The organism is Streptomyces sp. AHU1, from assembly GCF_045343905.1.
GTDB lineage: Bacteria > Actinomycetota > Actinomycetes > Streptomycetales > Streptomycetaceae > Streptomyces > Streptomyces triticiradicis.
Genome location: NZ_CP174283.1, coordinates 1,720,388 through 1,745,508, shown reverse-complemented (window position 1 = coordinate 1,745,508; position 25,121 = coordinate 1,720,388). Strand labels below are relative to the sequence as shown.

Below are 25,121 nucleotides of genomic sequence, written 5' to 3'. Positions count from 1 at the left end.
GTGCATAATCTGTTTTGTGCTAGGAGAGTATCGGATCGAAGGGCGTCGCGCAGCCGACATCGCCGCCGACGTGGAACGGGCGGTCGGAGCGGGGGACCTGGAGCCGGGGCAACTCCTGCCGCCCATGCGGGAGCTGGCCGAGGAACTGGGGGTCAACCCGAACACGGTCGCGGCCGCCTACCGCACCCTGCGTGAGCGCGGGGTGATCGAGACCGCCGGCCGCCGGGGCAGCCGGGTGCGCCCGAAGCCGGCCACCACCGGGCGTGAACAGCTGCGCGTCGAGGCGCCCGAGGGGGTGCGGGACCTGGGTGAGGGCAATCCCGACCCCGACCTGCTGCCGGCTCTCGCCGAGGCCTTCGCGGTGGCGGCCCGGGAGTCGGACCGGCATCCCGTGCAGTACGGGCAGGACGCCGTCGAGCCGGAACTGGCACGGCTCGCCCACGCCGCGTTCGAGGCGGACGGAGTGCCCGAGGGGCCCGTCGTCGTCACCTCCGGGTCGCTCGACGCGATCGAGCGCGTCCTGACGGCCCACCTCAGGCCCGGTGACACGGTGGCCGTCGAGGACCCGGGCTGGGGCAGCCTGCTCGACCTCCTTCCGGCACTGGGACTGCGCGCGGCCGCTGTCGGCGTCGACGACGAGGGGCCGCTTCCCGACGACGTACGGCGTGCGCTGGCGGCCGGGGCGCGGGCCCTGATCGTCACCGACCGGGCGCAGAACCCCACCGGCGCCGCGGTCACCGCCGCCCGCGCGCGTGCCCTGCGCTCCGTGCTCGGGGAGTACCCCCGGACCCTGCTCGTCGAGGACGACCACGGCCATCGGATCGTCGACCTGCCCCTGCACCCCCTCGCCGGAGTCACGCACAGCTGGGCCTTCGTGCGCTCCGTCGCCAAGGCGTACGGGCCCGACCTCCGGCTCGCCGTGCTCACCGGGGACCCCGTCACCGTCGACCGGGTGCACGGGCGGCAGCGGCTCGGCCCCGGCTGGGTGAGCCGTCTGCTCCAGAAGGCCGTCGTCCACCTGTGGACCTCGGGTGCGGTCGACGCGGGGGCGGTGGCGGCCGCGTACGGCGCGCGCCGCGACATGCTGATCGACGCCCTGCGGGCACGCGGTGTCGAAGCGCGCGGACGCAGCGGGATGAACGTCTGGATCCCCGTCCCGGACGAGACCGCGGTCGTCTCCCGGCTGCTGCACCGCGGCTGGGCGGTCGCGCCCGGCGCCCGCTTCAGGATGAGTTCGCCGCCGGGCGTGCGAATCACCGTGTCGACGCTTCGGCCCGAGGACGCCGAGCCGCTCGCGGACGCCGTCGCGTCCGCCGTGGGACCGGCCCCCGCACGGCGTTACGTCTGAGCCGTGCGTCGGGTGCCCCCGGTGTCAGTCGCGCGGTCCGGTCTGGGTGAGGGCCGCGCCCGCGAGGACGATCACCGCGCCGACCGGTGTCGACCAGGCCAGCGACTCGCCCAGGATCGCGACACCGGCGGCGGTGGCGATGACCGGGATGAAGTACGTGACCATCTGCGCCGTCGTCGGGCCGACCTCGGCGACGATGCCGTACTGCAGGAGCATGGCCAGACCGGTGCCGAGAGCCCCGAGGGCCGCGATCGCGAGCAGCGGCACCCATGCGACACGGCTCGGGAGCGTGGTGAACAGCGGGGTGACGAAAGCCAGTTGAGCGGTGGCCAGGAGCAGCTGGGCGCCGGTCATCGACAGGTGAGAGTGCCCGGTGCCGGCCAGGGTCCGGCGGACGTAGATCCAGCCGACCGGATAGCTCAGCGACGCCAGCAGGGCCATCGCCGTGCCCGTGGCGTCCAGGCCGTGGAAGCCCTGCCAGACGCCCAGGACCGTCAGGACCCCGAGGAAGCCGATGCCGAGACCGGCCACTCTGCGCCGGGTCGGCCGGTCCTCGGAGAGGGCGACCAGGGACAGGGCCATGCCCCACAGCGGCGACGTCGCGTTGCAGATGCCCGCGAGCGTGGAGGGGATGGTCAGCTCGGAGTAGGCGAAGAGGGAGAACGGCAGCGCGTTCAGCAGGAAGGCCGCGACCGCGAGGTGGCCCCACGTCCGCGCCCCGCGCGGCAGCCGTTCCCGCTTCACCGCCATCGCCGCCACGAGCACCACGCTTCCGAACAGCAGCCGGCCGAAGGTGACCTGGAACGGCGCGTACCCGTCCGTGCCGACCTTGATGAACAGGAAGCTGAAGCCCCAGATCAGCGACAGCACGCCGAAGCGGATCCGCCAGTCGAGGGCGGTGCGGCGGCGGGGTGCGACGCCGTTCGGCGTGACGGGGCGGGAGGAGGCGACGGTGCTCATGGGGTCCAGGATGAGGCAGGGCGATCTCGTAGCACAAGCGAGAATTTTCGAGCTGTATCTCGTAGCATTGCTTACATGTTGAACTTGGAGCGACTGCGCACCCTCGACGCCCTGGCCCGGCACGGCTCGGTGAGCGGCGCGGCCGAGGGGCTGCACGTGACCACCTCGGCCGTCTCCCAGCAGATGTCGAAGCTGGAGCGTGAGGTGGGACAGCAGCTCCTCGCCAAGAACGGCCGGGGGGTGCGCCTGACCGATGCCGGGCGGCTCCTCGCCGAGCACGCGGCCCGCATCCTGTCCCAGGTCGAACTCGCGCAGTCCGACCTGGAGGCGCAGCGCGGCCAGGTGGCCGGTGAGCTGAGGCTGTCCGCGTTCCCGACCGCGGCGCGCGGGCTGTTCCCGGCGGCGCTCGCGCAGCTGCGCGCCGACCACCCGGGACTGCGGGTGCGCTCCAGCGAGCTGGAGCCGGAGGCCGGGGTGGCGGGAGTGGTGCGCGGGGACCTGGACCTCGCGGTCGTGCTCGACTGGTACAACAAGCCGATGCCCCTGCCCGACGGCCTGGTGAAGGCGTCGATCCTCGAAGACCCGGCCGATGTGGCGATGCCGGCCGGTCATCGGCTCGCGGGCCGCGACGAGGTGGACCTCGGGGACTTCGCCGACGACGAGTGGATCACCTGGGCCGAGGGCGAGTTCTGTCACGAATGGCTGATGTTCACGCTGCGCTCCCAGGGGGTCGAACCGCGCATCGGGCACCGCGCCGGGGAGACGCACACCCAGCTCGGGCTCGTCGCCGCGGGGCTCGGCGTGTGCGTGGCCCCGCTCCTCGGGCGCCATCCGATGCCCGAGGGGGTCGTCACGGTGCCGGTGCGGCACCGTGTGCGCCGCCACGTCTACGTCGTGTGGCGGGCCGACGCCGACCGCCGGCCCTCGATCAGGGCGGCGGTGGACGCCTTGCGCAGGGCCGGTGCGGCCGTGGAGCATTAGCGGGTGAAGGGCGGTTCGGCTACATCGGGGGGAGTTTGCGGAAGTCCCACGAGGCGATGGCGGTCGGCGTCAGCCGCATCCACGCGTGCCGGCCGTCGTGCGGCATCTCCTCCAGGCCGAAGTTCTTGCGGGCGAACAGGATCTCCGGGACGTCGAGTTCGGCGCACAGCTCTCCGGTGCGGGGGAACTCGCCGACGAACTCCACCGTTCCGGACAGCTCGACGCCCCGCAGCTCCCCGTACTCCTCGCCGGAGTCGACCACCACCGCGACCCGCGGGTCGTTCCGCAGCTGCACCCAGCGCTTGCTGCGCACCACCGAGTACAACCACAGTGAGGTGCCGTCCCAGGCGAACCAGAGGGCGCTCACGTGCGGGACTCCGTCCTTCGACACGGAGGCGACGCGGCAGGTGCGCTGGGTGGTGAGGAACTCGTCCAGTTCACCGGGGGTCATCATGATCTTCCGGCCCCTGCGCTGGGTGACGGTCATACGGTCCCCTCTTGTCCTGTGTTCTCGCTCTGCGTGATCGGCGTTCTCGTCCTGTGCCGGCCGAGGCCGTGCCGATCCCGTTCCCGTTCCGTGCGTCGGCTCTGTCCGACGAGGCTTTCCGTAAAAATTTCTGACGTCCCGTCAGGAAAGCATGAGGTGTCTTCCGTCCTCACGCAATGGTCGTTACGCTCCGCCGTCCCGACCCGCGACGACAAGGAGAGCCATGCCGTCGTTCGAGCAACTCGGTGAACTCCTCGACCCCGTCGGCACGGTACTGCTCACCGTGGAGTGCCAACAGGGCGTCGTGGGCCCGGACAGCGCGCTGCCCGAACTCGCCCGGGAGGCACGGTCCTCCGGAGCGCTCGCGAGGATCGCCCGGCTGGTCGACGCCGCGCACGAGAGCGGGACGCAGGTGATCCACGCGGTCGCCGAGCGCCGCCCGGACGGCCGCGGCGCGAACCGCAACGCCCGGCTGTTCCGGGCGGCCGAGCGGCTGCCCGTGCGGCAGCTGACCGGTACGGCGGCGGTGCGGATCGCGCCCCCCGTCGAGGTGGCCGAGGAGGACTTCGTCGTACGCAGGCTGCACGGTCTGTCGCCGATCTCGGGCACCGACGTCGACCCGCTGCTGCGCAACCTGGGCTGCCGCACCCTCGTGGTGACGGGGGTCTCGGCCAACATCGCCGTTCCCAACGCCGTGTTCGACGCCGTGAACCGCGGCTACATCGTCGTCGTTCCCGCGGACGCCGTCGCGGGGGTGCCCTCCGAGTACACCCCCGCGATGATCCGGAACACGCTCGCGCTGGTCGCCACCATCACGACGACCGACGACGTGCTCGCCTGCCTCGAACGGCGACGGCGCTGAGGAAGCCGACGCCCCGAGCGGCCGGCGGCCGGTGCCGGAGGTCAGGCGAACTTGATGGAGTCCCCGTCCACCTTGATGTCGGTGACGGCCAGCCCGGTCGTCGCGGGCCCCTTCTTCACGCTGCCGTCGGTGGCGGAGAACTCGCTGTTGTGACAGGGGCAGGTGATGACGCCGTTCGCGATGCCCTTGACCGCACAGCCCTGATGGGTGCACTTCGACGAGAAGGCCTTGAAGGTGCCCGCCGTCGGCTGGGTCACCACGACTCCCTTGTCGGCGAAGACCTTGCCGCCGCCCTCGGGGATGTCGCTGGTCTTGGCGAGTTCCGTGCCGGCCGCGTTCCCGGAGCCCGCGGCGCCGGAATCCTTGTCGTCCGACCCGCACGCGGTCAGCGCGACGGCGATCCCTGCCGCGCCGACCGCCGCCACGACGGTGCGCCGGGCCGGTCCCTGTGCGGAGTGAAGCGATTCGCTGGTCATGCTGGCTTTCCCTTCGGCGGACATGATCTGGATCTGATCAGAGGTACGGTCCGTCATCGGATGCCGTTCAGGCAATGGCGACTTCTTGACCTGATCCACAGCGTGCCGACAGCCGGGTGCGCCCGGTCACCGCCCGCCCCGGCCCCCATGCCGGGGATCGCCCCCGCCTCCCTCACCGGGTCGCGTCCGCCGGCCGGGACCACCCCAGTAACCTGGGGCGATGCTCAAGGAAGTGAACGCCTCCCGCTACATCACGCCGTTGCGCGAGGGCGGCTCGCTGCCGGGACTCGTCGAGGCCGACGACCTCGGGACGTACGTCATGAAGTTCACCGGCGCCGGACAGGGACGCAAGACGCTCGTCGCGGAGGTCGTCTGCGGTGAACTCGCCCGCCGGCTCGGCCTGCGGGTGCCCGGCCTGGTGACGATCGGCCTCGACCCGGTCCTCGGGCTCGGGGAGCCGGACCAGGAGGTCCAGGAACTGCTGAAGTCGAGCGGCGGACCGAACCTCGGGATGGACTTCCTCCCCCGCGCCATCGGCTTCGACCCCCTCGCCTTCGAGGTGAGCGCGCGGGAGGCGGGCCGGATCGTCTGGTTCGACGCCCTGGTCAACAACGTCGACCGCTCCTGGCGCAACCCCAACCTGCTGATGTGGCACGGCGAGCTGTGGCTCATCGACCACGGCGCCACGATGATCTGGCACCACCACTGGCCCGGTGCCGAGACCTCCGCCGCCAAGCCCTACGACATCTCCGACCACGCACTCGCCCCCTTCGCCCCGGACATCGCCGCGGCCGCCGCCGAACTGGCCCCGCGGGTCACCGAGGACCTGCTCGCCGAGGTCACGGCCGAGATCCCCGACGCGTGGCTGGCCGGAGAACCAGGCTTCGACACGGTGGACGCGTTGCGGCGCGCCTACGCGCGGCCGCTGCTGGCGCGCGCCGCCGTCATCCACGAGCGGATCAAGGGCATCGACGGCACCGAGGGGGACAGGTGAACGAGCGGAACGTCTTCGAGTACGCGCTGCTGCGGGTGGTGCCGCGGGTCGAACGCGGCGAGTGCTTCAACGCGGGCGTGCTGGTGTACTGCCGTGCTCACTCCTTCGTGGCGGCCCGCACCCATCTGGACGAGAACAAGCTGCTGGCACTCGACCCGGACGCGGACGTGGTGGGCGTACGGGCCGCGCTGCGTGCCGTCGAAGGGGTCTGCAGCGGAGGGAAAGCCGCTGGTCAAGCGGCAGGCGACGACGCCGGACGGCGTTTTCGCTGGCTGATCGCGCCGCGCTCGACGGTGGTCCAGCCGGGTCCCGTGCACACCGGTCTGACCGCCGATCCCGAGGCCGAGACCGAGCGGTTGCTCCAGCTCCTGGTCAGGTAATGGATCACACGCGCGCGGTGCGCCGTTGACACCGCGTGCCAGGGCTTCTAGCGTCACGTCTGCTGAAGGTACTAAGCGGTCGCTCACCTGACGGGCGTACCGTGTGAGCCGCGGGTCCCCCGGGACCCCGAAGACTCCGCAAGGTTGTCGAGACAGCTTGGCCGGGCTTGGGCCGGCTTTTCCAAGGGCGAGGAGAACCAGCAATGTCCACCACTGAGCAGCGCGTCGCCGTAGTCACCGGTGCCGCGCGCGGCATCGGCGCCGCGACCGCCGTACGACTGGCCGCGGAGGGCCGCGCCGTCGCGGTGATCGACCTCGACGAGGCCGCGTGCAAGGACACCGTCGAGAAGATCACCGCCGCGGGCGGCAAGGCTCTCGCGGTCGGCTGCGACGTCTCCGACGAGGCCCAGGTGGAAGCCGCCGTCGCGCGGATCGCCGAGGAGCTCGGCGCGCCGACCATCCTGGTGAACAACGCGGGTGTCCTGCGGGACAACCTGCTGTTCAAGATGAGCGCGTCCGACTGGGACACCGTCATGAACGTGCACCTGCGCGGTGCCTTCCTGATGGCGAAGGCCGTCCAGAAGTACATGGTGGAAGCCAAGTTCGGCCGCATCGTCAACCTGTCCTCGTCCTCGGCCCTGGGCAACCGCGGCCAGGCCAACTACTCGACGGCCAAGGCCGGTCTGCAGGGCCTCACCAAGACCCTGGCCATCGAGCTCGGCAAGTTCGGCGTGACCGCGAACGCCGTGGCGCCCGGCTTCATCGTCACCGACATGACCGCCGCCACCGCCGCCCGCGTCGGGATGGACTTCGACGACTTCCAGGCCGCGGCCGCCACCCAGATCCCCGTGCAGCGCGTCGGCAACCCCGATGACATCGCCAACAGCATCGCCTTCTTCACCGGCGAGGCCGCCGGCTTCGTCTCCGGCCAGGTGCTGTACGTGGCCGGCGGACCGCTCAACTAGAACCAGGGGAAAAGCACATGACCACCCTCCCCGAACTCTCGGGCAAGGTCGCGCTCGTCACGGGCGCGAGCCGCGGCATCGGCTACGGCGTCGCGGAGGCCCTGGTCGCCCGCGGCGACCGGGTCTGCATCACGGGCCGCAACGAGGACGCCCTCAAGGAGGCCGTCGAGAAGCTCGGCGCCGACCGCGTCATCGGTGTGGCCGGCAAGGCCCACGACGAGGCCCACCAGGCCGTCGCCGTGGAGCGCACCATGGAGGCGTTCGGCCGCGTCGACTTCCTGGTCAACAACGCCGGTACGAACCCGGTGTTCGGGCCGATCGCCGAGCTCGACCTCAACGTGGCGCGGAAGGTCTTCGAGACCAACGTCGTCTCCGCGCTCGGCTTCGCCCAGCTGACCTGGAAGGCCTGGCAGAGCGAGAACGGCGGCGCGATCGTGAACATCGCCTCGGTCGCCGGCCTCGCGCCCTCGCCGTTCATCGGCGCGTACGGCGTCAGCAAGGCCGCGATGATCAACCTGACCCTGCAGCTGGCGCACGAGTTCGCGCCCAAGGTGCGGGTCAACGCCATCGCCCCCGGCGTGGTGAAGACGAAGTTCGCGGCCGCGCTGTACGAGGGCCGTGAGGCGGAGGCCGCCGCGGCCTACCCGCTCGGCCGGCTCGGTGTGCCCTCCGACATCGGCGGGGCGGCCGCGTTCCTCACCTCGGAGCAGTCGGACTGGGTCACCGGTCAGACGCTCGTGGTCGATGGCGGGATGTTCCTCAACGCCGGAGTCGAGTGACACGGGGCCGGCCGGACGTTCCCCGAGTGCGGGGAACGTCCGGCCGGCCCGTCCGCGGCGGGCCGCGGGGGCGTACCGTAGCCGCTGTACGGTCCCGATGTGGGCCCGGAACCGATTGTCAGTGGGCGACGGTAGGTTCTGTGGTCAGGAAGTCATCGCACATCGAAGGAAGTTGACGTGACCGATATCGCCATGCTGCCCGAGTCCTGGCGCGGCGTCCTGGGTGACGAGCTGCAGCAGCCCTACTTCAAGGAACTCACCGAGTTCGTCGAGGAGGAGCGTGCGAAGGGTCCCGTCTACCCTCCGCGGGAGGAGGTCTTCGCCGCGCTCGACGCCACGCCGTACGAGCGGGTGAAGGTACTGATCCTCGGCCAGGACCCCTACCACGGCGAGGGCCAGGGGCACGGCCTGTGCTTCTCGGTCCGTCCCGGGGTCAAGACCCCGCCGTCGCTGCGGAACATCTACAAGGAGATGAAGGAGGAGCTGGGCACCCCGATCCCGGACAACGGCTATCTGATGCCGTGGGCCGAACAGGGCGTGCTGCTGCTCAACGCGGTGCTGACCGTGCGTTCCGGTGAGGCGAACTCGCACAAGGGCAAGGGCTGGGAGAAGTTCACCGACGCGGTCATCCGCGCGGTGGCCGACCGCCCCGACCCGGCCGTCTTCGTCCTGTGGGGCAACTACGCGCAGAAGAAGCTCCCGCTGATCGACGAGGAACGGCACGTGGTGGTGAAGGGAGCGCACCCGTCACCGCTGTCCGCGAAGAAGTTCTTCGGCTCGCGTCCCTTCACGCAGATCAACGAGGCCGTGGCCGCCCAGGGCCATGAGCCGATCGACTGGCGCATCCCCGACCTCGGCTGACGGCCGGGCCGCTGGGCGGGACCGTCACCGGCCTGGCCCAGCGGTGCCCGGGGGCGCCTGAGCGGGATTGCCAGTGGCTCCGGTTAGCGTCGTGAGGGACAGTGACGAGCCTGGAGGACGCGGTGGCGGAGCAGCAGGAGCAGGCGGCGCCGGACGCCATGATGACCCGGATCGGACAGGCCGTCATGCTGCACCACGCCGGTGACCGCGAGGAGGCCCGGGGCCGCTTCCTGGACCTGTGGGGGGAGATCGGCGACGACGGCGACGCCCTGCACCGCTGCACACTGGCGCACTACATGGCCGACACCCAGGACGACCCCGCGGACGAACTCGCCTGGGACCTGCGGGCCCTGTCGGCGGCCGAGGAACTGACCGCCGGCCGCGTCGCCGAGCCCCACCGGTCCCTCGCCGTGCGGGCGTTCTACCCCTCGCTGCATCTGAACCTCGCCGCCGACTACGCGAAGCTCGGCCGCTCGGAGGACGCCCACACCCATCTGCTCCGGGCCCGCGGCGCGGCCGGCGCCCTCGCGGACGACCGGTACGGCGACGGCGTCCGCGCGGCGATCGGCCGCCTCGAACTGAGACTTCGGGAGACCGGCACCTCCGCGGAGACCGGCGGGTCCGACCACTTCGACGGACCGGGCGGCGAGACCCTGGGACCGCCCAGACAGCGGCCCTGAACCGTCCCGAGGGGAGAACCGCCCCGACGGGGGCGTGCCCGAGCCCCGTTCACCGGGGCCACGGACGCCGTCAGTTCCCGTACGCCTTCGCGCAGCGGATCGCCTCCCGGCTGTTCGCTTTCCAGCCTCCGTACTGCCTGCCGAGCGCGCACACGTCCAGGTCCTTCGGAATGCCGGGAACGCCGGGCGGGACGGCCACACGGCGCTCCGGGTGCCGTGGTTCGGGACGCGGGGCCGGGAGGGCGTGCCGTGGAGGGGCCGGGGGCGCCACGGTCCGCGGCGGGGGAGTCGTCCGGTGCCGGGCCGTCGCGTCGGGCGAGGGTTCCCGCGAGGAGCCGCCGCGCCTCAGTGCCTCCTGGGCCGGTGCCTGCGCGGGCTTCGGTGCCCCCTTGCCGTCCGCATGCGGTGCGGTGAGTTCCGACGGGGAGGCCGGAGTGCCGGAGGCGGGCGGCCGCTGGACGGTCACACACCCGGAGAGGGTGGTGACCGCCGCGGCGACCAGAAGCGTTGCGGTCGTCATCTTTCGGTACACCCGCGCAACTCTGCTGGTTCCGGACCGCTCAGGGGGAGCGGAGAGGCGCAGGATGCCCCGCACGGGTGATCCTTCCGCTCCTCCGGCGGGCACGGGCATCGGCGAGCTGACACGCCGTCCGGGTACGCGCCGTCCGGAACCGGCACGGCCGGCCGGCCGCCCCCCGGGGCGTCCGTCCGCCCGCGTACGGCCGCCGCGACGGCCGTATGCTTCCGACGGAACCCGCGTCGGCGACTGAAGGAGACCCCCGTGAAGGTCGGCTGCATCGGACTCGGCGACATCGCGCAGAAGGCGTACCTGCCGGTGCTCGGCGTGCAGCCCGGGATCGAACTGCACCTGCAGACGCGGACGCCCGCCACGCTCGAGCGGGTCGCCGACGGCCTTCACCTGCCGCGGGACCGGCGCCACACCGACCTGGACGCCCTGCTGGCCCAGGACCTCGACGCGGCGTTCGTGCACGCGCCCACCGTCACCCACCCGGAGATCGTCACCCGGCTGCTGGAGGCGGGCGTACCGACGTACGTCGACAAGCCGCTCGCGTACGAGCTGGGCGACTCGGAGCGGCTGGTGCGGCTGGCGGAGGAGCGGAACGTGAGCCTCGCGGTCGGTTTCAACCGGCGTCACGCACCCGCGTACGCACAGTGCGCCGAGCACCCCCGCGAGCTGATCCTGATGCAGAAGAACCGCACGGGGCTGCCCGAGGAGCCCCGCACCATGATCCTCGACGACTTCATCCACGTCGTCGACACCCTGCGCTTCCTGGCACCGGGGCCGGTCGACGACGTGACGGTGCGGGCCCGTACCGAGGACGGGCTGCTGCACCACGTCGTGCTCCAGCTCTCCGGGGACGGATTCACGGCACTCGGTGTGATGAACCGGCTGAGCGGTTCGAGCGAGGAGATCCTCGAGGTCTCGGGCCAGGACACCAAGCGACAGGTGGTCAACCTCGCCGAGGTGATCGACCACAAGGGCCAGCCGACCGTGCGCCGGCGCGGCGACTGGGTGCCGGTGGCCAGACAGCGCGGCATCGAGCAGGTGGTCCTGGCCTTCCTCGACGCCGTGCGCGCGGGAAAGGTGCTCAGCGCCCGGGACGCGCTGGAGACCCACGAGTTGTGCGAGCGGGTGGTACGAGCCGTTCAGGAGCGGTCCGCCGGGGCCTGAACGTGCGCGTGCCCTCCGTCACGCACAGCGCCGCCAGCACCAGCAGGGCGCCCTGCACCGGCCAGTTGCCGAACCGGACGTAGGGAGTGACGCCCCGGCCCAGCGGCACGTCGTAGACCACCGCGCCGCTCGCGTCCGTGCCGAGCCAGGAACCGATGCGCTCGCCGCCCGGGCCGTAGACGGCGGAGACACCGGTGAGGGTCGCGTGCACCATCGAACGGCCGGTCTCGGCGGCCCGCAGCGCGGCGAGCGAGGCGTGCTGCCCGGGGGCCCAGCCGTGCTGGAACGTCGACGTCGAGGACTGGGCCACGAGGACGTCGGCGCCGTCCTCGGCGAGGTGGCGGCCCATGTCGGGGAACGCCGTCTCGAAGCAGATCATGGGGCCGATGCGCAGCCCGTGCCCGACGTTCATCACCACCTGTTCGGTACCCCGCCTGCGGTCCTCGCCCGCGGCCTTGCCGACCGAGGTGGCCCAGCCGAGCAGAGAGCGCGCGGGCACGTACTCGCCGAACGGGACCAGCCGCATCTTGTCGTAGCGGTCGCCGGTCGGGCCGTGCGGTCCCACCAGGACCGAGCTCTTGTAGATGCCGGGCCGGTCGGAGCGGCGCGCGTCGACGTTCACCAGGATGTCGGCGCCGAGCTCCTGGGACAGCTTCGCGACGCGGTGCGCCAGGTCGGGCCGGTCGGCCAGGTCGAAGCCGACGCTGCTCTCGCCCCAGACCACCAGGTCTGCGCCCCGGCCCGCGAGTTCACGGGTCAGTGCCTCCTCGCGCGCGAAGCGTTCGTCGCCGCTCGCGCTCCCGTCCACGACACCGGGCTGCACGACCGCGATGCGCACCCGGCCGTCGACGTCCGGGCGCGGCGACCACACCCAGGCCACCGAGGTCGCGGCGGCCGTCGCGACCAGTCCGGCCACCGCGGGCACCCGGGACTCACGCACCGAGACCAGCACGGCGACCGCGACGTTGACCGCCACCACCAGGAAGCTCAGCAGCCACACCCCGCCGACCGAGGCCAGCCGCAGCGCGGGCTCCACCTGCCACTGGCTCGACCCGAGCAGACCCCAGGGACCGCCCAGGCCCTGCCAGGACCGGACGAGCTCCACCAGCAGCCACCCCGACGGCAGGACGAGGAGCGCGGCGCCGACCCGGCCCGGTGAGGGCACTCCGGCCAGGAACCGCCGGACGAGCAGGCCCCACGGAGCCCACAGGGCGCCGAGCAGCGCGGCTATGACCACCAGGAAGACATGCAGGCTCGGCAGCAGCCAGTGGTGTACCGCCAGCAGGAACCCGAACCCGCCGAGCCAGCCGTCGTACGCGGCACGCCTGCCCGTGGGCGCCGAGCGGGCCAGGAGGATCCAGGGCACCAGAGCCACGTACGCGAACCACCACCAGGACGGGGCGGGGAACGCGAACACCGGCAGCGCGCCCGCCAGCGCGGCGACGACACCGCGCCGCCAGGGGGAGACCAGCCATGGGCCGAACGCACGGTCGGGCCTTCTCATCCTTCGCCTCCCTGCCCCGGGGTCCCTCCAGTGTGCGCGTCGGCGGCGATCTCCGACAGAGGGCGTGGAGATCGCGAAGGGGCGCGCCGACGGCCGAGCGCCCCGGGCCGCGGAGGCGGCGCGGGGACGGTTTCGGCAGGTACCCGGCGGGAGCGCGGGGCGGAGAGGCTCAGGCGGGGACGGCTCAGGTGTTCGCGGGCGCGTGCCGGGGCAGGGGCGTCCGGCGCCATTTCTCCTGGACGACCACCTGGCGCAGCCGCCAGCCGTCGGCGGTGCGCAGCAGGCCGAAGACGTACCGGCCCCCGCACACGAGGTCGGGCGCGGTGGAATCGCCCTCCTGTCCGGCGAACCGCATCGGATTGACGTAGTCCGCCCGCACCTCGGCCGTGTCGCCGGTGTCCTGGTCCAGGACACCGAACCGGACCCGCCGGTTGACTATCAGGTGCTGGCGCATCGCGAACAGGTCCAGGCTCTGCGCGAGCCACCCGGCGACCTCGGCGGCGTCGCCCTCGACGCCGCCGGCCGAGCGGTAGTCGGCGCGGCCTCCCGGCGCGAACAGCCCCTTGTACGCATCCCAGTCGCCGTCGTCCACGGCCACCGCGTACGCGGTGACGACCTCGTCCACGGAGAACCGGTCCAGCACGGTCGCGAGCTCCACACGCTGCGTCATCGGCTCAGTGTTGGCCACTCCGCCTGCCACGCCAAGGGTCCGTGCGGGGATATTCGGCGTCGGCGGGGTCCTGAGTCCGGGACCCCGGGCCCAGGACGGCGCGGATCTGCGATCGTCGGTGATCCAGGACCGGCCGCGGGCGCTCCCGTCCCGGCGGTCCCATCGGCGCCGTTCCCTCCAGGAGGCTCACATGGCACGTCCGGTCACGATCGTCACGGGGGGCAGCCGCGGCATCGGCGCCGCGACCTGCGTCCGGCTCGCGGCGGACGGGCACGACGTGGTCGTCGGCTACGTGAGCGACGGCGGGGCCGCGGAGCGGACCGCTGCCGCCGTCCGCGCGGCCGGGGCGCGCTGCGTCACCGTACGCGTGGACACCTCCGACGAGGCCGCCGTCGAGCGGCTCTTCGACACGGCCGCGGACCGGCTGGGACCGGTGACCGGGCTGGTGAACAACGCCGGGGTGACCGGGCCGCTCGGACGGCTCGCGGACGCCGACGCCGCCGATCTGCGCCGCGTGGTCGAGGTCAACCTGCTCGGCACGCTGCTGTGTTCGCGCCGTGCCGCCCGGTCCATGGCCGCCCTGGGCGGCGGTGCCATCGTGAACGTGTCCTCGGCGGCCGCCACGCTCGGCAGTCCCGGAGAGTTCGTGCACTACGCGGCGAGCAAGGCGGCCGTGGACGCGCTGACCACGGGACTGGCCAAGGAACTGGGCCCCGACGGCATCCGTGTCAACGCGGTCGCGCCCGGCATGATCGACACCGAGATGCACGCGGCCATGGGCGATCCGGGCCGCGCCGGACGCGCCGCCGCCTCGATTCCGCTGCGCCGCGTCGGCGCGGCGGAGGAGATCGCCGCCGCCGTCGCGTGGTTGATGTCGCCCGACGCGTCGTACACGACAGGGGCGGTGCTGAGGGTGTCCGGCGGAAGGTGAGCCCGTGCGCGGCGGAAGCGCGGATCCTAGGCCGCTTCGATGATCTCGCCGCGTATCGCCTCGGCCCACTTCACGATCAACAGCTCGTACTCCGCCCGCTCCTGCGCGGACAGGGAGCCGCCCGTCCGCGTCCACAGGGCGCGGATCTGTTCGTTCAACGCGGCGGCAGAGCGCACGGAACCAGGCGGAGTGACATCGGGGGACATGCGGACCAGCCTAGGCGCAAGGACTGACGCTGCGCTACCGGGCGGCTACTCAAGCCGTATGTGCTGCGTCACGGTGTCCACGGGTGACTCCGCTCCGGCGGTCGGGTCCCGTCCGCCGGCCCGGGGCAGCCGTGCGGGGCTGCCCCCGGGCGGGGCGGAACGGCCGGAGCGGTGGATATGACCGGTACGGGTGAACGAGGGCCGAAACCTCGTCCGGGTGATCCACGGGATCCGCGTGGACTCGACGGCTTCAACTGTGCGGCCCGCCCGCATCGGGCCGTTCCGCCCAGATCTGCGCCGCGCGCTCGTCCGCCTCGTCCTGCGGGGTGCCCGCCCTCACCAGGATGACCCCACGGCTGCCGTCGGGGAACTTCACACAGCGCGCTTCCGTGCCCAGTCGGCCCGGCGCGGGATCCTTCAGCATCATGCTCCACCTCCAGTCGGGGAGGCCACGCTAGAACGCCGCAACCCGGTCCGCAGAAGTGTTCGGCCAGACGGCCTACGGCCCCGGCCGGCTCAGCCGGAGGACTCGGCCGCGTGAGGGCTGAGGACGTCGGCGCCGACCAGCCCGATGATGACGAACCCGAGGGCGATCCGGTACCAGACGAACGGCATGAAGCTCTTGTTCGAGATGAACTTCATGAACCACGCGATGACGGCGTACCCGACCACGAAAGCGATGATCGTCGCGAAGACGGTGGGCCCCCAGGAGACGTGGCCCTCCTCGGCCGCGTCCTTGAGCTCGAAGGCGCCGGAGGCGAGGACGGCCGGCATGGCGAGGAGGAAGGAGTAACGGGCCGCCGCCGCGCGGCTGTAGCCCATGAACAGACCGCCGCTGATGGTCGCGCCGGACCGGGAGACGCCGGGGACCAGGGCCATCGCCTGGCAGATGCCGTACAGCAGTCCGTCCTTGGTGTTCAGTTCCTCGAGCGTCTTGCGCTGCTTGGCCGCCCGGTGCCTGCCGCCCGTTTCGTCGCGGGCCGCGAGCCGGTCGGCTATGCCCAGGACGATGCCCATCACGATCAGCATGGTCGCGGTGACCCGCAGATCGCGGAACGGCCCCTCGATCTGGTCCTTGAGCGTGACCCCGAGCACCCCGATCGGAATCGAGCCGACGATCACCAGCCACCCCATCTGGGCGTCGTGGTCGCGGCGCATCGCCTTGTTCGTGAGCGAGCGGAACCACGCCGACAGGATCCTCCCCACGTCCTTGCGGAAGTAGATCAGTACCGCGGCCTCCGTGCCGAGCTGCGTGATCGCGGTGAACGCGGCACCGGGATCGTCCCAGCCCGAGAAGGCCGCGGTCAGTCGCAGATGCGCGCTGGAGGAGACGGGGAGGAATTCGGTCAGCCCTTGGACGAGCCCGAGGACGAGGGATTGAAACCAAGACATGGAGTTACGTGGTCCAAGTGCTGATCGTGGAACGGGAGATGGGCACGCCGGATCACGGTGCGGGGCGATCGTGGGCGCTGAGGGAAGCCTAACCGGCGCGGATCACGGCCCGGCCACGGGGGTTTCGGGACTTTCGGGGGGAGCCTTCCGCTTGTGTCCGGGGAAGCTCCGGCGGGGCGGCCGACCAGGGCCGTACGACCGCTCGCTGCTCCCTGCTCCCTGCTCCCGTGGCGGCGGTTACCCCGCCACGGGCCCCGTCACTGTCCAGCCCGGGACCTGCGGGTGGTGCGTGAGGGATTCGTGTTCGACCCGCTCTCCGCATTCCCGGCAGACGACCTGGGGGACCAGCTCGTGGCCGCAGGTGTGCTCCAGGACCATGGGCCGGAAGCCGCCCTCCTGGAGGTGCCGGTCGCCCCAGGACATCAGCATCAGCAGGACGGGGCCGAGTTCGAGGCCCGCCCGCGTGGGCCGGTACTCGTAGCGCTTGGGGCGGTCGCTGTACTCCGCCTTCTCCAGCAGCCCGGCGTCGACGAGGCGCTTCAGCCTGGTCGTCAGCACGTCGCGCGGGGCGCCGGTGTTGCGTGCCAGCTGGTCGAAGCGCGTGGCGCCGAGCGACACCTCCCGCAGGATCAGCAGGGAGTACTTCTCGCCGACGAGCGCGAGCGTCTCGGCGATCGAGCAGGGGCGGGGGTCCTTCATGAGGTCAGTCTACGAAGGTGGGTTGGATGTTCCAACTCACTAGGTTACTGTTGGGTCACTTAGTGGGTTTGGAAATCCAACTCACTCGGTTCGGCGACGGGACCCGACCTGTCCGGCCGCCGGTGCTGTCGACCTCGGAGACCTGACAGACCTGAGAGGCATCCCATGCGTGACGCCGTGATCGTCGAAGCCGTACGCACCCCCGTGGGCAAGGGCAAGCCGAACGGCTCGCTCGCCCACGTCCACCCCGTGGAACTCCTCGCCCACACCCTCCGCGCGCTCGTCGAACGCTCCGGGGTCGACCCGGCGCTGATCGACGACGTCATCGGCGGCACCGTCGACCAGGTCGGCGAACAGGCCATGAACACCACCCGGTACGCCGTGCTCTCCGCGGGATTCCCCGAGACGGTCCCCGCGACCACCGTGGACCGCCAGTGCGGCTCCTCGCAGCAGGCCGTGCACTTCGCCGCGCAGGGCGTCATGTCGGGGGCGTACGACCTGGCCGTGGCCTGCGGCGTGGAGTCGATGAGCCGGGTGCCGATGTGGTCCAACGTGCCGGCGGGCGCGGACCCCTTCGGCCCCGGGGTCGCGGAGCGGTACCCCGAGGGCCTGGTGCCCCAGGGCATCAGCGCCGAGCTCATCGCCGCCGAGTGGGGCATCACCCGTGAGCGGATGGACGCCTTCGCGATCGGATCGCACCGGAAGGCGGCACGGGCGTGGGACGACGGTCTGTTCGACGCCGAGGCCGCGCCCCTGGAAGGCCTCACCCGGGACGAGTGCGTCCGCCCCGGCAGCACCCCCGAGATACTCGCCGGGCTGAAGCCCGCGTACTACGACCCCGCCTTCGCCGAGCGCTTTCCCCAGATCGACTGGTCCGTGACGGCCGGGAACGCGAGCCCGGTCAACGACGGCGCGTCCGCCGTGCTCATCACGTCGAGCGAGACCGCCACCCGCCTCGGCCTGCGGCCCCTCGCCCGGCTGCACAGCTTCGCCGTCACCGGTTCCGATCCGCTGCTGATGCTCACCGGTGTCGTCCCGGCCACCGAGAAGGTGCTGCGCAGGGCCGGTCTCGGCCTCGGCGACATCGACCTCTTCGAGGTGAACGAGGCCTTCGCCTCCGTCGTCCTCGCCTGGCAGCAAGAGACGGGCGCCGACCTGTCCAAGGTCAACGTGCACGGTGGAGCCATCGCGATCGGCCACCCGCTCGGCGCGAGCGGCACCCGCCTCACCACGACCCTCGTCCACGCGATGCGTGCCCGGGGCGCCCGCTACGCGCTGCAGACGATGTGCGAGGCGGGCGGACTGGCGAACGCGATGATCCTGGAGGCCGTGCGCCCGTAGGGACCGGGGCGCGGGCCCCGTTTCCGTGCCGGGGCCGCGCGGGCCTCAGCGGCCGCGCAGGTGGTGGCGCTTGCGCCAGGCCACCACCGTTCCGGCCAGGGCGGGGAGAGCGATCAGGGCCATCGCGATCAGGAACGCCGGGGAGGTCGGCGACGACGCGCGGGCGCCGGCGACGGCGTACGCGGCGGTGTTCGGGACCGACCCGAGCGCGGTCGCGACCAGGAAGGGGATCCAGCCCATGCGGGAGACGGCCGCGCAGTAGTTCGCGGCCCAGAACGGCACACCGGGGAACAGCCGGGCCACCATCATCGAGCGGAAACCGTGCCGGCTGAGCTGACCGTCCGCCGCCTTCAGCCAGCGGGCCCGCAGCAGCGGCCGCAGCGCGTCCTGCCCGAGGATCCGGCCGAGCCCGAAGGCGGCTCCGGCGCCGAGCACCGTGCCCGCCAGCGCGGTTCCCAGGCCCACCTGGGAGCCGAACACGGCGCCGGCGGCCAGATTGAGCAGCGGCCGGGGCACGAAGGCGACCGTGCACAGCCCGTAGGCCGCGGCGAACGCGACGGCCGCCGCGGCGCCGCCGAGCTGGGGCGGCCAGCCGTCGGCGAGGAGCCGCTGCGGGTCGAAGAGGAGCACTCCCGACGCCGCCGCCGCGAGCAGCACGACCAGCAGGGAGAGTCGCGACCACGGTGAGAGCAGCGCTCTCAGGCAGCGCGCGGCGAGTCCGGTGCGTGCGGCGGTCGGGACCGCGGGTGCGGCGACGGAGGCCTTCGGGCCGACCAGCAGGCCGGCGGCGAGGGTGAGCTCCGTGGCGGCGGCCTGGGGAGTGGCCGTGGCGGTGCCCCCAGAGCGGGTGGTGGCATCGAGCATCCGGTGACACTAACCGACGGATGTGTGTGATCGCCGTATGGTTCGTCTCATGGGCGTCACAGCTTCCGGAACGTCGGGTACCCGGTTCGAGGTGCCGGAGAGCGTCCTCGCGGACACCGTCCTGGAGCGGCTCACCACCGTCTACCCGGCGGCCGCCGACCCCGGACGGGCCGTGTCGATGCGCGCGTACATGAAGGACGTCGCCCCCTTCCTCGGGCTGACGACGCCCGAGCGCCGCGCCCTGTCCCGCACCGTGCTCCTGGACACCGCCCGGCCGGACGAGCGGGACTGCACCGCGCTCGCCCTGCGCTGCTGGCGGCTGCCGGAACGCGAGTACCGGTACTTCGCCGTCGACTATCTGCGCCGCCACGCGAAGCGTCTGTCGTCGGGTTTCCTGCCGGTGGCCCGGCACCTCGTCTCCACGGACTCCTGGTGGGACACCGTAGACCTGCTCGCCGCGCACGTGGTCGGCGGCCTCGTGGCCGCCGACCCGCGCCTGCGCACCGACATGGACGCCTGGATCGAGGACGACGACCTGTGGGTCGCCCGCACGGCGCTGCTCCATCAGCTCCGGTACAAGGAGGCCACCGACACCGGGCGCCTCTTCGCCTACTGCGTCCGGCAGTCGGGTCATCCCGACTTCTTCGTCCGCAAGGCCATCGGATGGTGTCTGCGCGAGTACGCCAAGACCGATCCGCGCGCCGTACGGGACTTCGTCGCCGCGGAGCGGGCGAGGCTCGCGCCGCTGTCCGTGCGCGAGGCACTCAAGAACATCGGCCCCTGAGACCCCGGAAGCCCCTGGTGCCCCACCGGTCCACCGCGTACCGAAAATCGTTCGACGCGGCGGGACCCGTCGGAGATGATCTCCTCATGTTCCGGTACGCCTTCCTCCTCGCAGCATCCGCAGTCGCGGATGCGCCGAAGGCTGCCGTTCCGATCATCACGGCAGCCGTCGACGGCGCCCGAAGCTGACCCTTCCCGGATCGTCCGGCGGACCCCGCAGGGGGAGGGTCGGTAACTCCTGGGGGTCCCCGTCCCGGCCGGCAGGCGCCGGGACCATCACTCGGCTCCGCCGACATCGAAGAGGCTTCGAGGAACTGTCATGCCCAAAACGGCTTACGTGCGCACCAAACCGCACCTGAACATCGGCACCATGGGTCACGTCGACCACGGCAAGACCACCCTGACCGCCGCCATCACCAAGGTCCTCGCCGAACGCGGCTCCGGCACCTTCGTCCCGTTCGACCGGATCGACCGGGCCCCGGAGGAGGCCGCGCGCGGCATCACCATCAACATCGCGCACGTCGAGTACGAGACCGACACCCGGCACTACGCGCACGTGGACATGCCGGGCCACGCCGACTACGTCAAGAACATGGTCACCGGCGCGGCCCAGCTCGACGGGGCGATCCTCGTCGTGTCCGCGCTGGACGGGATCATGCCGCAGACCGCCGAGCACGTGCTGCTCGCCCGGCAGGTGGGCGTCGACCACATCGTGGTCGCGCTCAACAAGGCCGACGCGGGCGACGAGGAGCTCACGGACCTGGTCGAGCTGGAGGTCCGCGAACTGCTCTCCGCGCAGGGCTACGGGGGCGACTCGGTGCCCGTCGTACGGGTGTCCGGCCTCAAGGCCCTCGAGGGGGACCCCCGGTGGACGGCCGCGATCGACGCGCTGCTCGACGCCGTGGACACCTACGTGCCGATGCCCGAGCGCTATCTCGACGCGCCGTTCCTGATGCCGGTCGAGAACGTGCTCACCATCACCGGACGCGGAACGGTCGTCACCGGTGCCGTGGAGCGCGGCACGATCCGCGTCGGCGACCGGGTCGAGGTGCTCGGCGCGGGCGTCGACACGGTGGTCACCGGCCTGGAGACCTTCGGCAAGCCCATGGAGGAGGCGCAGGCCGGCGACAACGTGGCGCTGCTGCTGCGCGGTGTGCCCCGCGACGCGGTCCGCCGCGGACACATCGTCGCCGCGCCCGGCAGCGTCGTGCCCAGCAGTCGTTTCACGGCGCGGGTGTACGTCCTGTCGACGCGCGAGGGCGGCCGTACGACAGCGGTCTCCACCGGGTACCGGCCGCAGTTCTACATCCGCACCGCGGACGTGGTCGGCGACGTCGACCTCGGCGAGGTGGCCGTCGCCCGGCCCGGTGACACCGTCGTCATGACGGTCGAGCTCGGCCGCGAGGTGCCGCTGGAGCCCGGCCTCGGCTTCGCGATCCGTGAGGGCGGCCGCACGGTCGGCGCCGGGACGGTGACGACGGTCGGCTGACGCCCGGCCGGAGGACGGGGACGCGGGGCCCGCCGTGGTGCGGCGGGCCCCGTTCTCGTCGCCGGCCTCGTCCGCGGTGCCGTGGAAGGTCCTGTTCGCGGCGGTGCGGCCGGTCCCGTTCGCGCCGTCACGGGTGCCGCACAATGGACCCGTGGACGAGCCGATACCCGTGATGCGGGCCGTGGATCACGGGACCGCCAAGCTGATGCCCGACGTGGACCGCGAGCGGGCGTGGCTGCTCACCGTGGACGGCGCGCCCCAGTCGTACGTCGACCTGGACGAACCGACGCACCTGGAGTTCGAGTACACCCGGCGCCTCGGGCACGTGCTGGACACGGTGGCGCGGCCGGGGCGCGCGCTGGACGTGCTGCACCTCGGCGGCGGGGCGCTCACCCTGCCCCGCTACGTCGCGGCCACCCGGCCCGGTTCGCGCCAGGACGTGGTCGAGGCGGACAAGGGTCTGCTGGAGATGGTCGAGGAGTGTCTGCCGGTCCCCGGCGGCACGGGCATCGAACTGCACCGCGCCGACGCCCGTGCCTGGATCGAAGCCGCCGCCCCCGGTTCCGCGGACATCCTGATCGCGGACGTCTTCGGCGGCTCGCGGGTACCGGCGCACCTGACGTCCACCGCCTACGCGAACGCCGCCGAGCGCGTGCTGCGTCCCGGTGGCGTCTACCTCGCCAACCTCGCGGACGCGGCGCCCTTCGCCTTCCTCCGCTCCCAGCTCGCCACGTTCTCCACGGTGTTCGAGGAGATCGCCCTCATCGCCGAACCCGGCGTGCTGCGCGGCCGGCGCTTCGGCAACGCCGTGCTCGTGGCCTCCCACCACCCGTTCGACACGGCCGCCCTGGCCCGCCGCACCGCCGCCGACGCCTTTCCGGCACGCGTCGAACACGGCCCCGCGCTGCGGGACTTCATCGGCGGGGCCGCTCCGGTGCGCGACGAGGACGCGGTTCCCTCACCCGAGCCGCCCGGCGGGTCCTTCGGCATCGGCTGACGCGTGCTCCGCGGCGGACCCCGCGGCGGGAGCGCCCTGCGCCACCGGCCGGGTCCGCCGCGTCAGGTTCCGGACGTCCGGGACGCACAGCACCGCCGCCGTGACCACCACGACCAGCGTCGCGCAGCCCCACAGCGCGGGCGTCCGGCCGAAGGCCTGCTCCGCGGGGCCCGCCAGCGCGGTGGCCAGCGGGACCATCGCGATCGAGCCGAACCAGTCGTACGCCGACACCCGCGAGAGCTTGTCCTCGGGTATCTCCTGGTGGAGTGCCGTCATCCACGACACGCCGAACACCTCGATCGCCAGACCGCTGACGAACATCACGGCGTACAGCGGTCCCACCGGCAGGGGGATCGCGAGCGCGGCGGAGGGCGCCGCGAGCGGGAAGACGCACAGGGTGCCCGCGAGCAGCAGGCGACGGGGCTTCCAGCGGGTCATGAGCAGCGCGCCGCCCACGGTCCCGGCGCCGAACGCGCCGAGCGCCAGGCCCCACGGGCCCGCCCCGCCGAGACTGTCCCGGGCGACCAGCGGACCGTAGACCGCGTCCGCGGCGGAGACGACCGCGACCACCACGGAGAACTGCGCGACGATCGTCCACAGCCAGGGCCGTCCGACGAATTCGTGCCAGCCGTCGCGCAGGTCGGCGAGCAGGCCGCCGCCCTGCTCCCGCGGCGGTATGTGGCTCACGTCGAGGAAGGAACGCAGCGCACCGGCGACCGCGAAGGCCACCGCGTCCACGGCGAGCACCCAGCCCGGTCCGATCACGGCCACCAGCGCGCCGCCCAGGGCCGCGCCGCCGAGGCCGGCGCCCTGCATCGCCATCCGGAACATCGCGAACGCGCGGCTCGCTTGCTCACCGCGGACGGAGGACATCAGCATGCCCTCGGCGGCCGGGTTGAAGAACGCCTGCCCGGTGCCGCCGAGCGCCGACAGCAGCATCATCTGCCACAGCCGGGCCTCACCGGAGAGGACCAGGAAGGCGAAGACCGCCTGCGACGCACAGTTGAGGGCGTTGGCCGCGACCATCACCCGGTGCCGGGGCAGCCGGTCCGCGACCGCCCCGCCGATCAGCAGGAACAGCACCAGCGGCAGAGTCCGCGCGGCGGCCACCAGACCCACGTCGCCGCCGTCGCCGCCCGCTTCGAGCACCGCGAACGCCGAGGCGATCAGCGCGCCCTGGCCGCCCAGGTTGGTGACGACCGCGGCGGCGGTCAGAAGGGTGTAGTTCCGGCCCGCCCAGGAGGGGCGGCGGGAGCGTCGGGGGAGGTCGGCGGCTGAGGTCACCGGGAGACTATCGCCGCCCGGTGCCCGTCTTGCCAAACCGATGATCTACACGCTCGCGGGCACTCACCCCGCCCGGCACCGGCAGCGCGCACCTGGGTGTTCACACCCGCCCGGCGGCCCGCCGCGCCCGCACGCGGCGGCGCCGGAGGCGCGCGTTCCGTTCCGTCGGGCCTCCCGCTCCCGCCCGGGGAGGAGGAGCCGGGGTGACCTTAGGTCGCGCGGGGACGGAGGGCGCGGGGGCGGAGGGCGCCGGGACGGCCGGGGCCGCGCGCCTCGGCCGTGGGGGTCAGGAAGCCGCCGGGTCGCCGTGCAGCCGTACGGTGCTGAGGATCTTCTTCACGGTCGCGTCGGGGATCTCGTCCTTCACGCCCTTGGCGCCGTAGAGCGTCCAGGACACGAAGTCGCCCGCCGAGTTCTTGAAGGCGAAGGTGGTCGCCTTGCCGTCGGAGTCGCACTTGCCCTTCTTGGCGACGCCCTTGGAGTACGTCGTCGCGACGCTGCCCTCGATGCCGGCCGCCGTGGTGTACGCCTCGGGCTTGCCGATCTTCAGCAGCTTCTTCGAGGCGTCCTTCTGGTCGGTGTAGCCGCCGAACACCCACCACGCGGAGTCGTTGCGGGCCACGTCCTCGGTGTTCTTGGCGCCGCTCTGGCCCTTGGTGCCCGCGGCGGCGAGCGAGGTGTCCTCGGTGCGGCCGTCCTTGTCCGAGTCGGACGTGCACCACTTCTCCTTGAGGAACGCGGGCGCGGACATGCCGATGAGCACGGACCCGTCGCCCTTCTTGTCGTCCTCGAAGCCTATGAAGGTGCCGGACGTGCTGACGTTCCAGTCCGGCGGCACGTCGAAGGCGGTGCCCCACTTCGGGTTCACCACGACCTTCCAGCCGTCGATCGTCGCCTTCTCGTCGTCGCCGCCGCGCGGGTTGGCCGCGCTCGCGCTCGCACTCGCGCTCGCCGACGTGGAGGCCGACGTCTTCGGGGACTCGGACGAGTCGCCTCCGGCCTTGTCGTCCTTGTCGCCACCGCCCAGGACGAGGAAACCGGTGACTCCGGCCGCGATCACGACCGCCAGGGCCGCGACGATCGCGGTGACCTTCGTCTTGTTACCGCCACCGCCGTCGCCCCCGGACGCCTGGGGCATGCCGAGGGGATCCGACGGCGCTCCCCACTGCGGCTGCCCCGGCTGCTGCCCGTACGGGTTCGTCTGCGGATACCCCGACTGCTGGTATCCGGGCTGCTGGTACGGATTCGGCTGCTGGTACCCCGGCTGCTGGTACGGGTTCTGGTCCTGCGGATTCTGCTCGCCCCCGGGCGGCTGCTGTCCTGGCCACATGGCTGGTAACGATAGAGGGGCCCCTGACCCGGGTGCCACGGCGGTCCCCGAAACGACCGCGCCGTCACACCACTTGTCCCATTGATCCCGGCTCAGGAGCCGATCGGGCCGCCGTGCGGCCGTCCTCGCCGCCGCCGTGCGGGAGAGGCCGCCCCCCGCTGCCGC

28 protein-coding genes are annotated in these 25,121 nt (G+C 72.3%); 15 read left to right on the top strand and 13 right to left on the bottom strand.

The annotated features are described in order from the left end of the window. Positions 1-16 precede the first annotated feature (16 nt). On the top strand, positions 17-1,348 hold the full coding sequence (locus ACICHK_RS08025) for an aminotransferase class I/II-fold pyridoxal phosphate-dependent enzyme (RefSeq protein ID WP_406836376.1): 1,332 nt from the start codon (positions 17-19) through the stop codon (positions 1,346-1,348). Positions 1,349-1,372: 24 nt separating this feature from the next. On the opposite strand, the gene ACICHK_RS08020 is transcribed toward ACICHK_RS08025, so the two are convergent. After that, a complete protein-coding gene (locus ACICHK_RS08020) occupies positions 1,373-2,308 on the bottom strand; it encodes a DMT family transporter (RefSeq protein WP_406836375.1) in 936 nt (311 codons plus the stop codon). A gap of 75 nt (positions 2,309-2,383) precedes the next feature. Here ACICHK_RS08020 and ACICHK_RS08015 point away from each other — a divergent pair, with 75 nt between their 5' ends. Next, on the top strand, positions 2,384-3,289 hold the full coding sequence (locus ACICHK_RS08015; RefSeq protein WP_406836374.1) for a LysR family transcriptional regulator: 906 nt from the start codon (positions 2,384-2,386) through the stop codon (positions 3,287-3,289). A 19-nt stretch (positions 3,290-3,308) separates the two neighbouring features. On the opposite strand, the gene ACICHK_RS08010 is transcribed toward ACICHK_RS08015, so the two are convergent. After that, positions 3,309-3,776 (bottom strand): pyridoxamine 5'-phosphate oxidase family protein, encoded by a 468-nt coding sequence (locus ACICHK_RS08010; RefSeq protein WP_103553095.1) that lies wholly within the window; start codon positions 3,774-3,776, stop codon positions 3,309-3,311. A 223-nt stretch (positions 3,777-3,999) separates the two neighbouring features. Between ACICHK_RS08010 and ACICHK_RS08005 the strand changes: the two genes are divergently transcribed. Next, positions 4,000-4,638: a cysteine hydrolase gene (locus ACICHK_RS08005; protein ID WP_406836373.1), complete on the top strand. Its 639-nt coding sequence runs from the start codon at positions 4,000-4,002 to the stop codon at positions 4,636-4,638. Between the two features lie 41 nt (positions 4,639-4,679). Here ACICHK_RS08005 and ACICHK_RS08000 read toward each other — a convergent pair whose 3' ends face one another. Next, positions 4,680-5,114, bottom strand: a complete 435-nt coding sequence (locus ACICHK_RS08000) for a Rieske (2Fe-2S) protein (RefSeq protein WP_406836372.1) — start codon at positions 5,112-5,114, stop codon at positions 4,680-4,682. Between the two features lie 220 nt (positions 5,115-5,334). On the opposite strand from ACICHK_RS08000, the gene ACICHK_RS07995 reads away from it, so the two are divergent. The 6 genes from ACICHK_RS07995 to ACICHK_RS07970 all read left to right on the top strand — a co-directional run bounded on the left by ACICHK_RS07995 (position 5,335) and on the right by ACICHK_RS07970 (position 9,773). After that, positions 5,335-6,108, top strand: coding sequence for a HipA family kinase (locus tag ACICHK_RS07995; protein WP_406836371.1), 774 nt, complete (start codon positions 5,335-5,337; stop codon positions 6,106-6,108). Further along, a complete protein-coding gene (locus ACICHK_RS07990) occupies positions 6,105-6,488 on the top strand; it encodes a DUF3037 domain-containing protein (RefSeq protein ID WP_151470605.1) in 384 nt (127 codons plus the stop codon). Before ACICHK_RS07995 ends, ACICHK_RS07990 begins: the two co-directional genes overlap by 4 nt. Positions 6,489-6,691: 203 nt before the next feature. Next, the gene (gene fabG / locus ACICHK_RS07985; protein WP_151470604.1) at positions 6,692-7,453 is read left to right on the top strand and encodes a 3-oxoacyl-ACP reductase FabG; all 762 of its coding nucleotides are present in this window, start codon (positions 6,692-6,694) and stop codon (positions 7,451-7,453) included. A gap of 17 nt (positions 7,454-7,470) precedes the next feature. Beyond that, on the top strand, positions 7,471-8,232 hold the full coding sequence (locus tag ACICHK_RS07980) for an SDR family oxidoreductase (protein ID WP_151470603.1): 762 nt from the start codon (positions 7,471-7,473) through the stop codon (positions 8,230-8,232). Positions 8,233-8,409: 177 nt separating this feature from the next. Continuing rightward, positions 8,410-9,093: a uracil-DNA glycosylase gene (locus ACICHK_RS07975; protein WP_406836370.1), complete on the top strand. Its 684-nt coding sequence runs from the start codon at positions 8,410-8,412 to the stop codon at positions 9,091-9,093. A gap of 122 nt (positions 9,094-9,215) precedes the next feature. Then, positions 9,216-9,773: a hypothetical protein gene (locus ACICHK_RS07970; RefSeq protein WP_406841176.1), complete on the top strand. Its 558-nt coding sequence runs from the start codon at positions 9,216-9,218 to the stop codon at positions 9,771-9,773. Positions 9,774-9,843: 70 nt separating this feature from the next. On the opposite strand, the gene ACICHK_RS07965 is transcribed toward ACICHK_RS07970, so the two are convergent. Further along, complete coding sequence (locus ACICHK_RS07965) at positions 9,844-10,293, bottom strand: hypothetical protein (RefSeq protein WP_406836369.1); 450 nt, start codon at positions 10,291-10,293, stop codon at positions 9,844-9,846. 261 nt (positions 10,294-10,554) lie between these two features. Between ACICHK_RS07965 and ACICHK_RS07960 the strand changes: the two genes are divergently transcribed. Then, complete coding sequence (locus tag ACICHK_RS07960; protein WP_151470600.1) at positions 10,555-11,466, top strand: Gfo/Idh/MocA family protein; 912 nt, start codon at positions 10,555-10,557, stop codon at positions 11,464-11,466. Here ACICHK_RS07960 and lnt read toward each other — a convergent pair. Both lnt and ACICHK_RS07950 read right to left on the bottom strand, forming a co-directional pair. Beyond that, positions 11,384-12,970: an apolipoprotein N-acyltransferase gene (gene lnt / locus ACICHK_RS07955; RefSeq protein ID WP_406836368.1), complete on the bottom strand. Its 1,587-nt coding sequence runs from the start codon at positions 12,968-12,970 to the stop codon at positions 11,384-11,386. The genes ACICHK_RS07960 and lnt overlap by 83 nt on opposite strands. 184 nt (positions 12,971-13,154) lie before the next feature. Further along, the gene (locus ACICHK_RS07950) at positions 13,155-13,640 is read right to left on the bottom strand and encodes a nuclear transport factor 2 family protein (RefSeq protein ID WP_151470598.1); all 486 of its coding nucleotides are present in this window, start codon (positions 13,638-13,640) and stop codon (positions 13,155-13,157) included. Between the two features lie 190 nt (positions 13,641-13,830). Here ACICHK_RS07950 and ACICHK_RS07945 point away from each other — a divergent pair, with 190 nt between their 5' ends. Beyond that, entirely contained in the window at positions 13,831-14,571 is a 741-nt protein-coding gene (locus ACICHK_RS07945; RefSeq protein WP_151470597.1) for an SDR family NAD(P)-dependent oxidoreductase, read from the top strand. 26 nt (positions 14,572-14,597) lie between these two features. Here ACICHK_RS07945 and ACICHK_RS07940 read toward each other — a convergent pair whose 3' ends face one another. The 4 genes from ACICHK_RS07940 to ACICHK_RS07925 form a co-directional block, all read right to left on the bottom strand. Next, positions 14,598-14,777, bottom strand: coding sequence for a hypothetical protein (locus ACICHK_RS07940; RefSeq protein WP_151470596.1), 180 nt, complete (start codon positions 14,775-14,777; stop codon positions 14,598-14,600). Positions 14,778-15,027: 250 nt separating this feature from the next. Next, positions 15,028-15,204 (bottom strand): hypothetical protein, encoded by a 177-nt coding sequence (locus ACICHK_RS07935; protein WP_192582479.1) that lies wholly within the window; start codon positions 15,202-15,204, stop codon positions 15,028-15,030. Between the two features lie 89 nt (positions 15,205-15,293). After that, positions 15,294-16,169, bottom strand: a complete 876-nt coding sequence (locus ACICHK_RS07930) for an undecaprenyl-diphosphate phosphatase (RefSeq protein WP_406836367.1) — start codon at positions 16,167-16,169, stop codon at positions 15,294-15,296. A gap of 237 nt (positions 16,170-16,406) precedes the next feature. Beyond that, positions 16,407-16,868 carry a helix-turn-helix domain-containing protein gene (locus tag ACICHK_RS07925; RefSeq protein WP_151470594.1) on the bottom strand — a complete coding sequence of 154 codons (462 nt, stop codon included), beginning with the start codon at positions 16,866-16,868 and terminating at the stop codon, positions 16,407-16,409. 165 nt (positions 16,869-17,033) lie between these two features. Here ACICHK_RS07925 and ACICHK_RS07920 point away from each other — a divergent pair, with 165 nt between their 5' ends. Beyond that, positions 17,034-18,209 (top strand): thiolase family protein, encoded by a 1,176-nt coding sequence (locus tag ACICHK_RS07920; protein WP_406836366.1) that lies wholly within the window; start codon positions 17,034-17,036, stop codon positions 18,207-18,209. 45 nt (positions 18,210-18,254) lie between these two features. Here ACICHK_RS07920 and ACICHK_RS07915 read toward each other — a convergent pair whose 3' ends face one another. After that, positions 18,255-19,073 carry a TVP38/TMEM64 family protein gene (locus tag ACICHK_RS07915; protein WP_406836365.1) on the bottom strand — a complete coding sequence of 273 codons (819 nt, stop codon included), beginning with the start codon at positions 19,071-19,073 and terminating at the stop codon, positions 18,255-18,257. Between the two features lie 49 nt (positions 19,074-19,122). On the opposite strand from ACICHK_RS07915, the gene ACICHK_RS07910 reads away from it, so the two are divergent. The 3 genes from ACICHK_RS07910 (at position 19,123) to ACICHK_RS07900 (ending at position 22,342) form a co-directional block, all read left to right on the top strand. After that, positions 19,123-19,857 (top strand): DNA alkylation repair protein, encoded by a 735-nt coding sequence (locus tag ACICHK_RS07910; protein WP_406836364.1) that lies wholly within the window; start codon positions 19,123-19,125, stop codon positions 19,855-19,857. A 318-nt stretch (positions 19,858-20,175) separates the two neighbouring features. After that, positions 20,176-21,345, top strand: coding sequence for an elongation factor Tu (tuf, locus tag ACICHK_RS07905; RefSeq protein ID WP_151470590.1), 1,170 nt, complete (start codon positions 20,176-20,178; stop codon positions 21,343-21,345). 151 nt (positions 21,346-21,496) lie between these two features. Next, entirely contained in the window at positions 21,497-22,342 is an 846-nt protein-coding gene (locus ACICHK_RS07900; protein WP_406836363.1) for a spermidine synthase, read from the top strand. On the opposite strand, the gene ACICHK_RS07895 is transcribed toward ACICHK_RS07900, so the two are convergent. Further along, positions 22,304-23,626, bottom strand: coding sequence for an MFS transporter (locus ACICHK_RS07895; RefSeq protein WP_151470588.1), 1,323 nt, complete (start codon positions 23,624-23,626; stop codon positions 22,304-22,306). The two genes, ACICHK_RS07900 and ACICHK_RS07895, sit on opposite strands and share 39 nt — an antisense overlap. A gap of 286 nt (positions 23,627-23,912) precedes the next feature. Continuing rightward, positions 23,913-24,956 (bottom strand): hypothetical protein, encoded by a 1,044-nt coding sequence (locus tag ACICHK_RS07890; protein WP_406836362.1) that lies wholly within the window; start codon positions 24,954-24,956, stop codon positions 23,913-23,915. Positions 24,957-25,121: the final 165 nt, after the last annotated feature.

Excerpts from the sequence above, each read along its gene's own strand:
- lnt (WP_406836368.1), bottom strand. The coding sequence starts at position 12,970 with ATGAGAAGGCCCGACCGTGCGTTCGGCCCATGGCTGGTCTCCCCCTGG.
- ACICHK_RS07935 (WP_192582479.1), bottom strand. The coding sequence starts at position 15,204 with ATGATGCTGAAGGATCCCGCGCCGGGCCGACTGGGCACGGAAGCGCGC.
- ACICHK_RS07950 (WP_151470598.1), bottom strand. The coding sequence starts at position 13,640 with ATGACGCAGCGTGTGGAGCTCGCGACCGTGCTGGACCGGTTCTCCGTG.
- fabG (WP_151470604.1), top strand. The coding sequence starts at position 6,692 with ATGTCCACCACTGAGCAGCGCGTCGCCGTAGTCACCGGTGCCGCGCGC.
- ACICHK_RS08015 (WP_406836374.1), top strand. The coding sequence starts at position 2,384 with ATGTTGAACTTGGAGCGACTGCGCACCCTCGACGCCCTGGCCCGGCAC.
- ACICHK_RS07910 (WP_406836364.1), top strand. The coding sequence starts at position 19,123 with ATGGGCGTCACAGCTTCCGGAACGTCGGGTACCCGGTTCGAGGTGCCG.
- ACICHK_RS07930 (WP_406836367.1), bottom strand. The coding sequence starts at position 16,169 with ATGTCTTGGTTTCAATCCCTCGTCCTCGGGCTCGTCCAAGGGCTGACC.
- ACICHK_RS07925 (WP_151470594.1), bottom strand. The coding sequence starts at position 16,868 with ATGAAGGACCCCCGCCCCTGCTCGATCGCCGAGACGCTCGCGCTCGTC.
- ACICHK_RS07995 (WP_406836371.1), top strand. The coding sequence starts at position 5,335 with ATGCTCAAGGAAGTGAACGCCTCCCGCTACATCACGCCGTTGCGCGAG.
- ACICHK_RS08000 (WP_406836372.1), bottom strand. The coding sequence starts at position 5,114 with ATGACCAGCGAATCGCTTCACTCCGCACAGGGACCGGCCCGGCGCACC.
- tuf (WP_151470590.1), top strand. The coding sequence starts at position 20,176 with ATGCCCAAAACGGCTTACGTGCGCACCAAACCGCACCTGAACATCGGC.
- ACICHK_RS07890 (WP_406836362.1), bottom strand. The coding sequence starts at position 24,956 with ATGTGGCCAGGACAGCAGCCGCCCGGGGGCGAGCAGAATCCGCAGGAC.
- ACICHK_RS07940 (WP_151470596.1), bottom strand. The coding sequence starts at position 14,777 with ATGTCCCCCGATGTCACTCCGCCTGGTTCCGTGCGCTCTGCCGCCGCG.
- ACICHK_RS07915 (WP_406836365.1), bottom strand. The coding sequence starts at position 19,073 with ATGCTCGATGCCACCACCCGCTCTGGGGGCACCGCCACGGCCACTCCC.
- ACICHK_RS08010 (WP_103553095.1), bottom strand. The coding sequence starts at position 3,776 with ATGACCGTCACCCAGCGCAGGGGCCGGAAGATCATGATGACCCCCGGT.
- ACICHK_RS07980 (WP_151470603.1), top strand. The coding sequence starts at position 7,471 with ATGACCACCCTCCCCGAACTCTCGGGCAAGGTCGCGCTCGTCACGGGC.
- ACICHK_RS08005 (WP_406836373.1), top strand. The coding sequence starts at position 4,000 with ATGCCGTCGTTCGAGCAACTCGGTGAACTCCTCGACCCCGTCGGCACG.
- ACICHK_RS07945 (WP_151470597.1), top strand. The coding sequence starts at position 13,831 with ATGGCACGTCCGGTCACGATCGTCACGGGGGGCAGCCGCGGCATCGGC.
- ACICHK_RS07920 (WP_406836366.1), top strand. The coding sequence starts at position 17,034 with ATGCGTGACGCCGTGATCGTCGAAGCCGTACGCACCCCCGTGGGCAAG.
- ACICHK_RS08020 (WP_406836375.1), bottom strand. The coding sequence starts at position 2,308 with ATGAGCACCGTCGCCTCCTCCCGCCCCGTCACGCCGAACGGCGTCGCA.
- ACICHK_RS07965 (WP_406836369.1), bottom strand. The coding sequence starts at position 10,293 with ATGACGACCGCAACGCTTCTGGTCGCCGCGGCGGTCACCACCCTCTCC.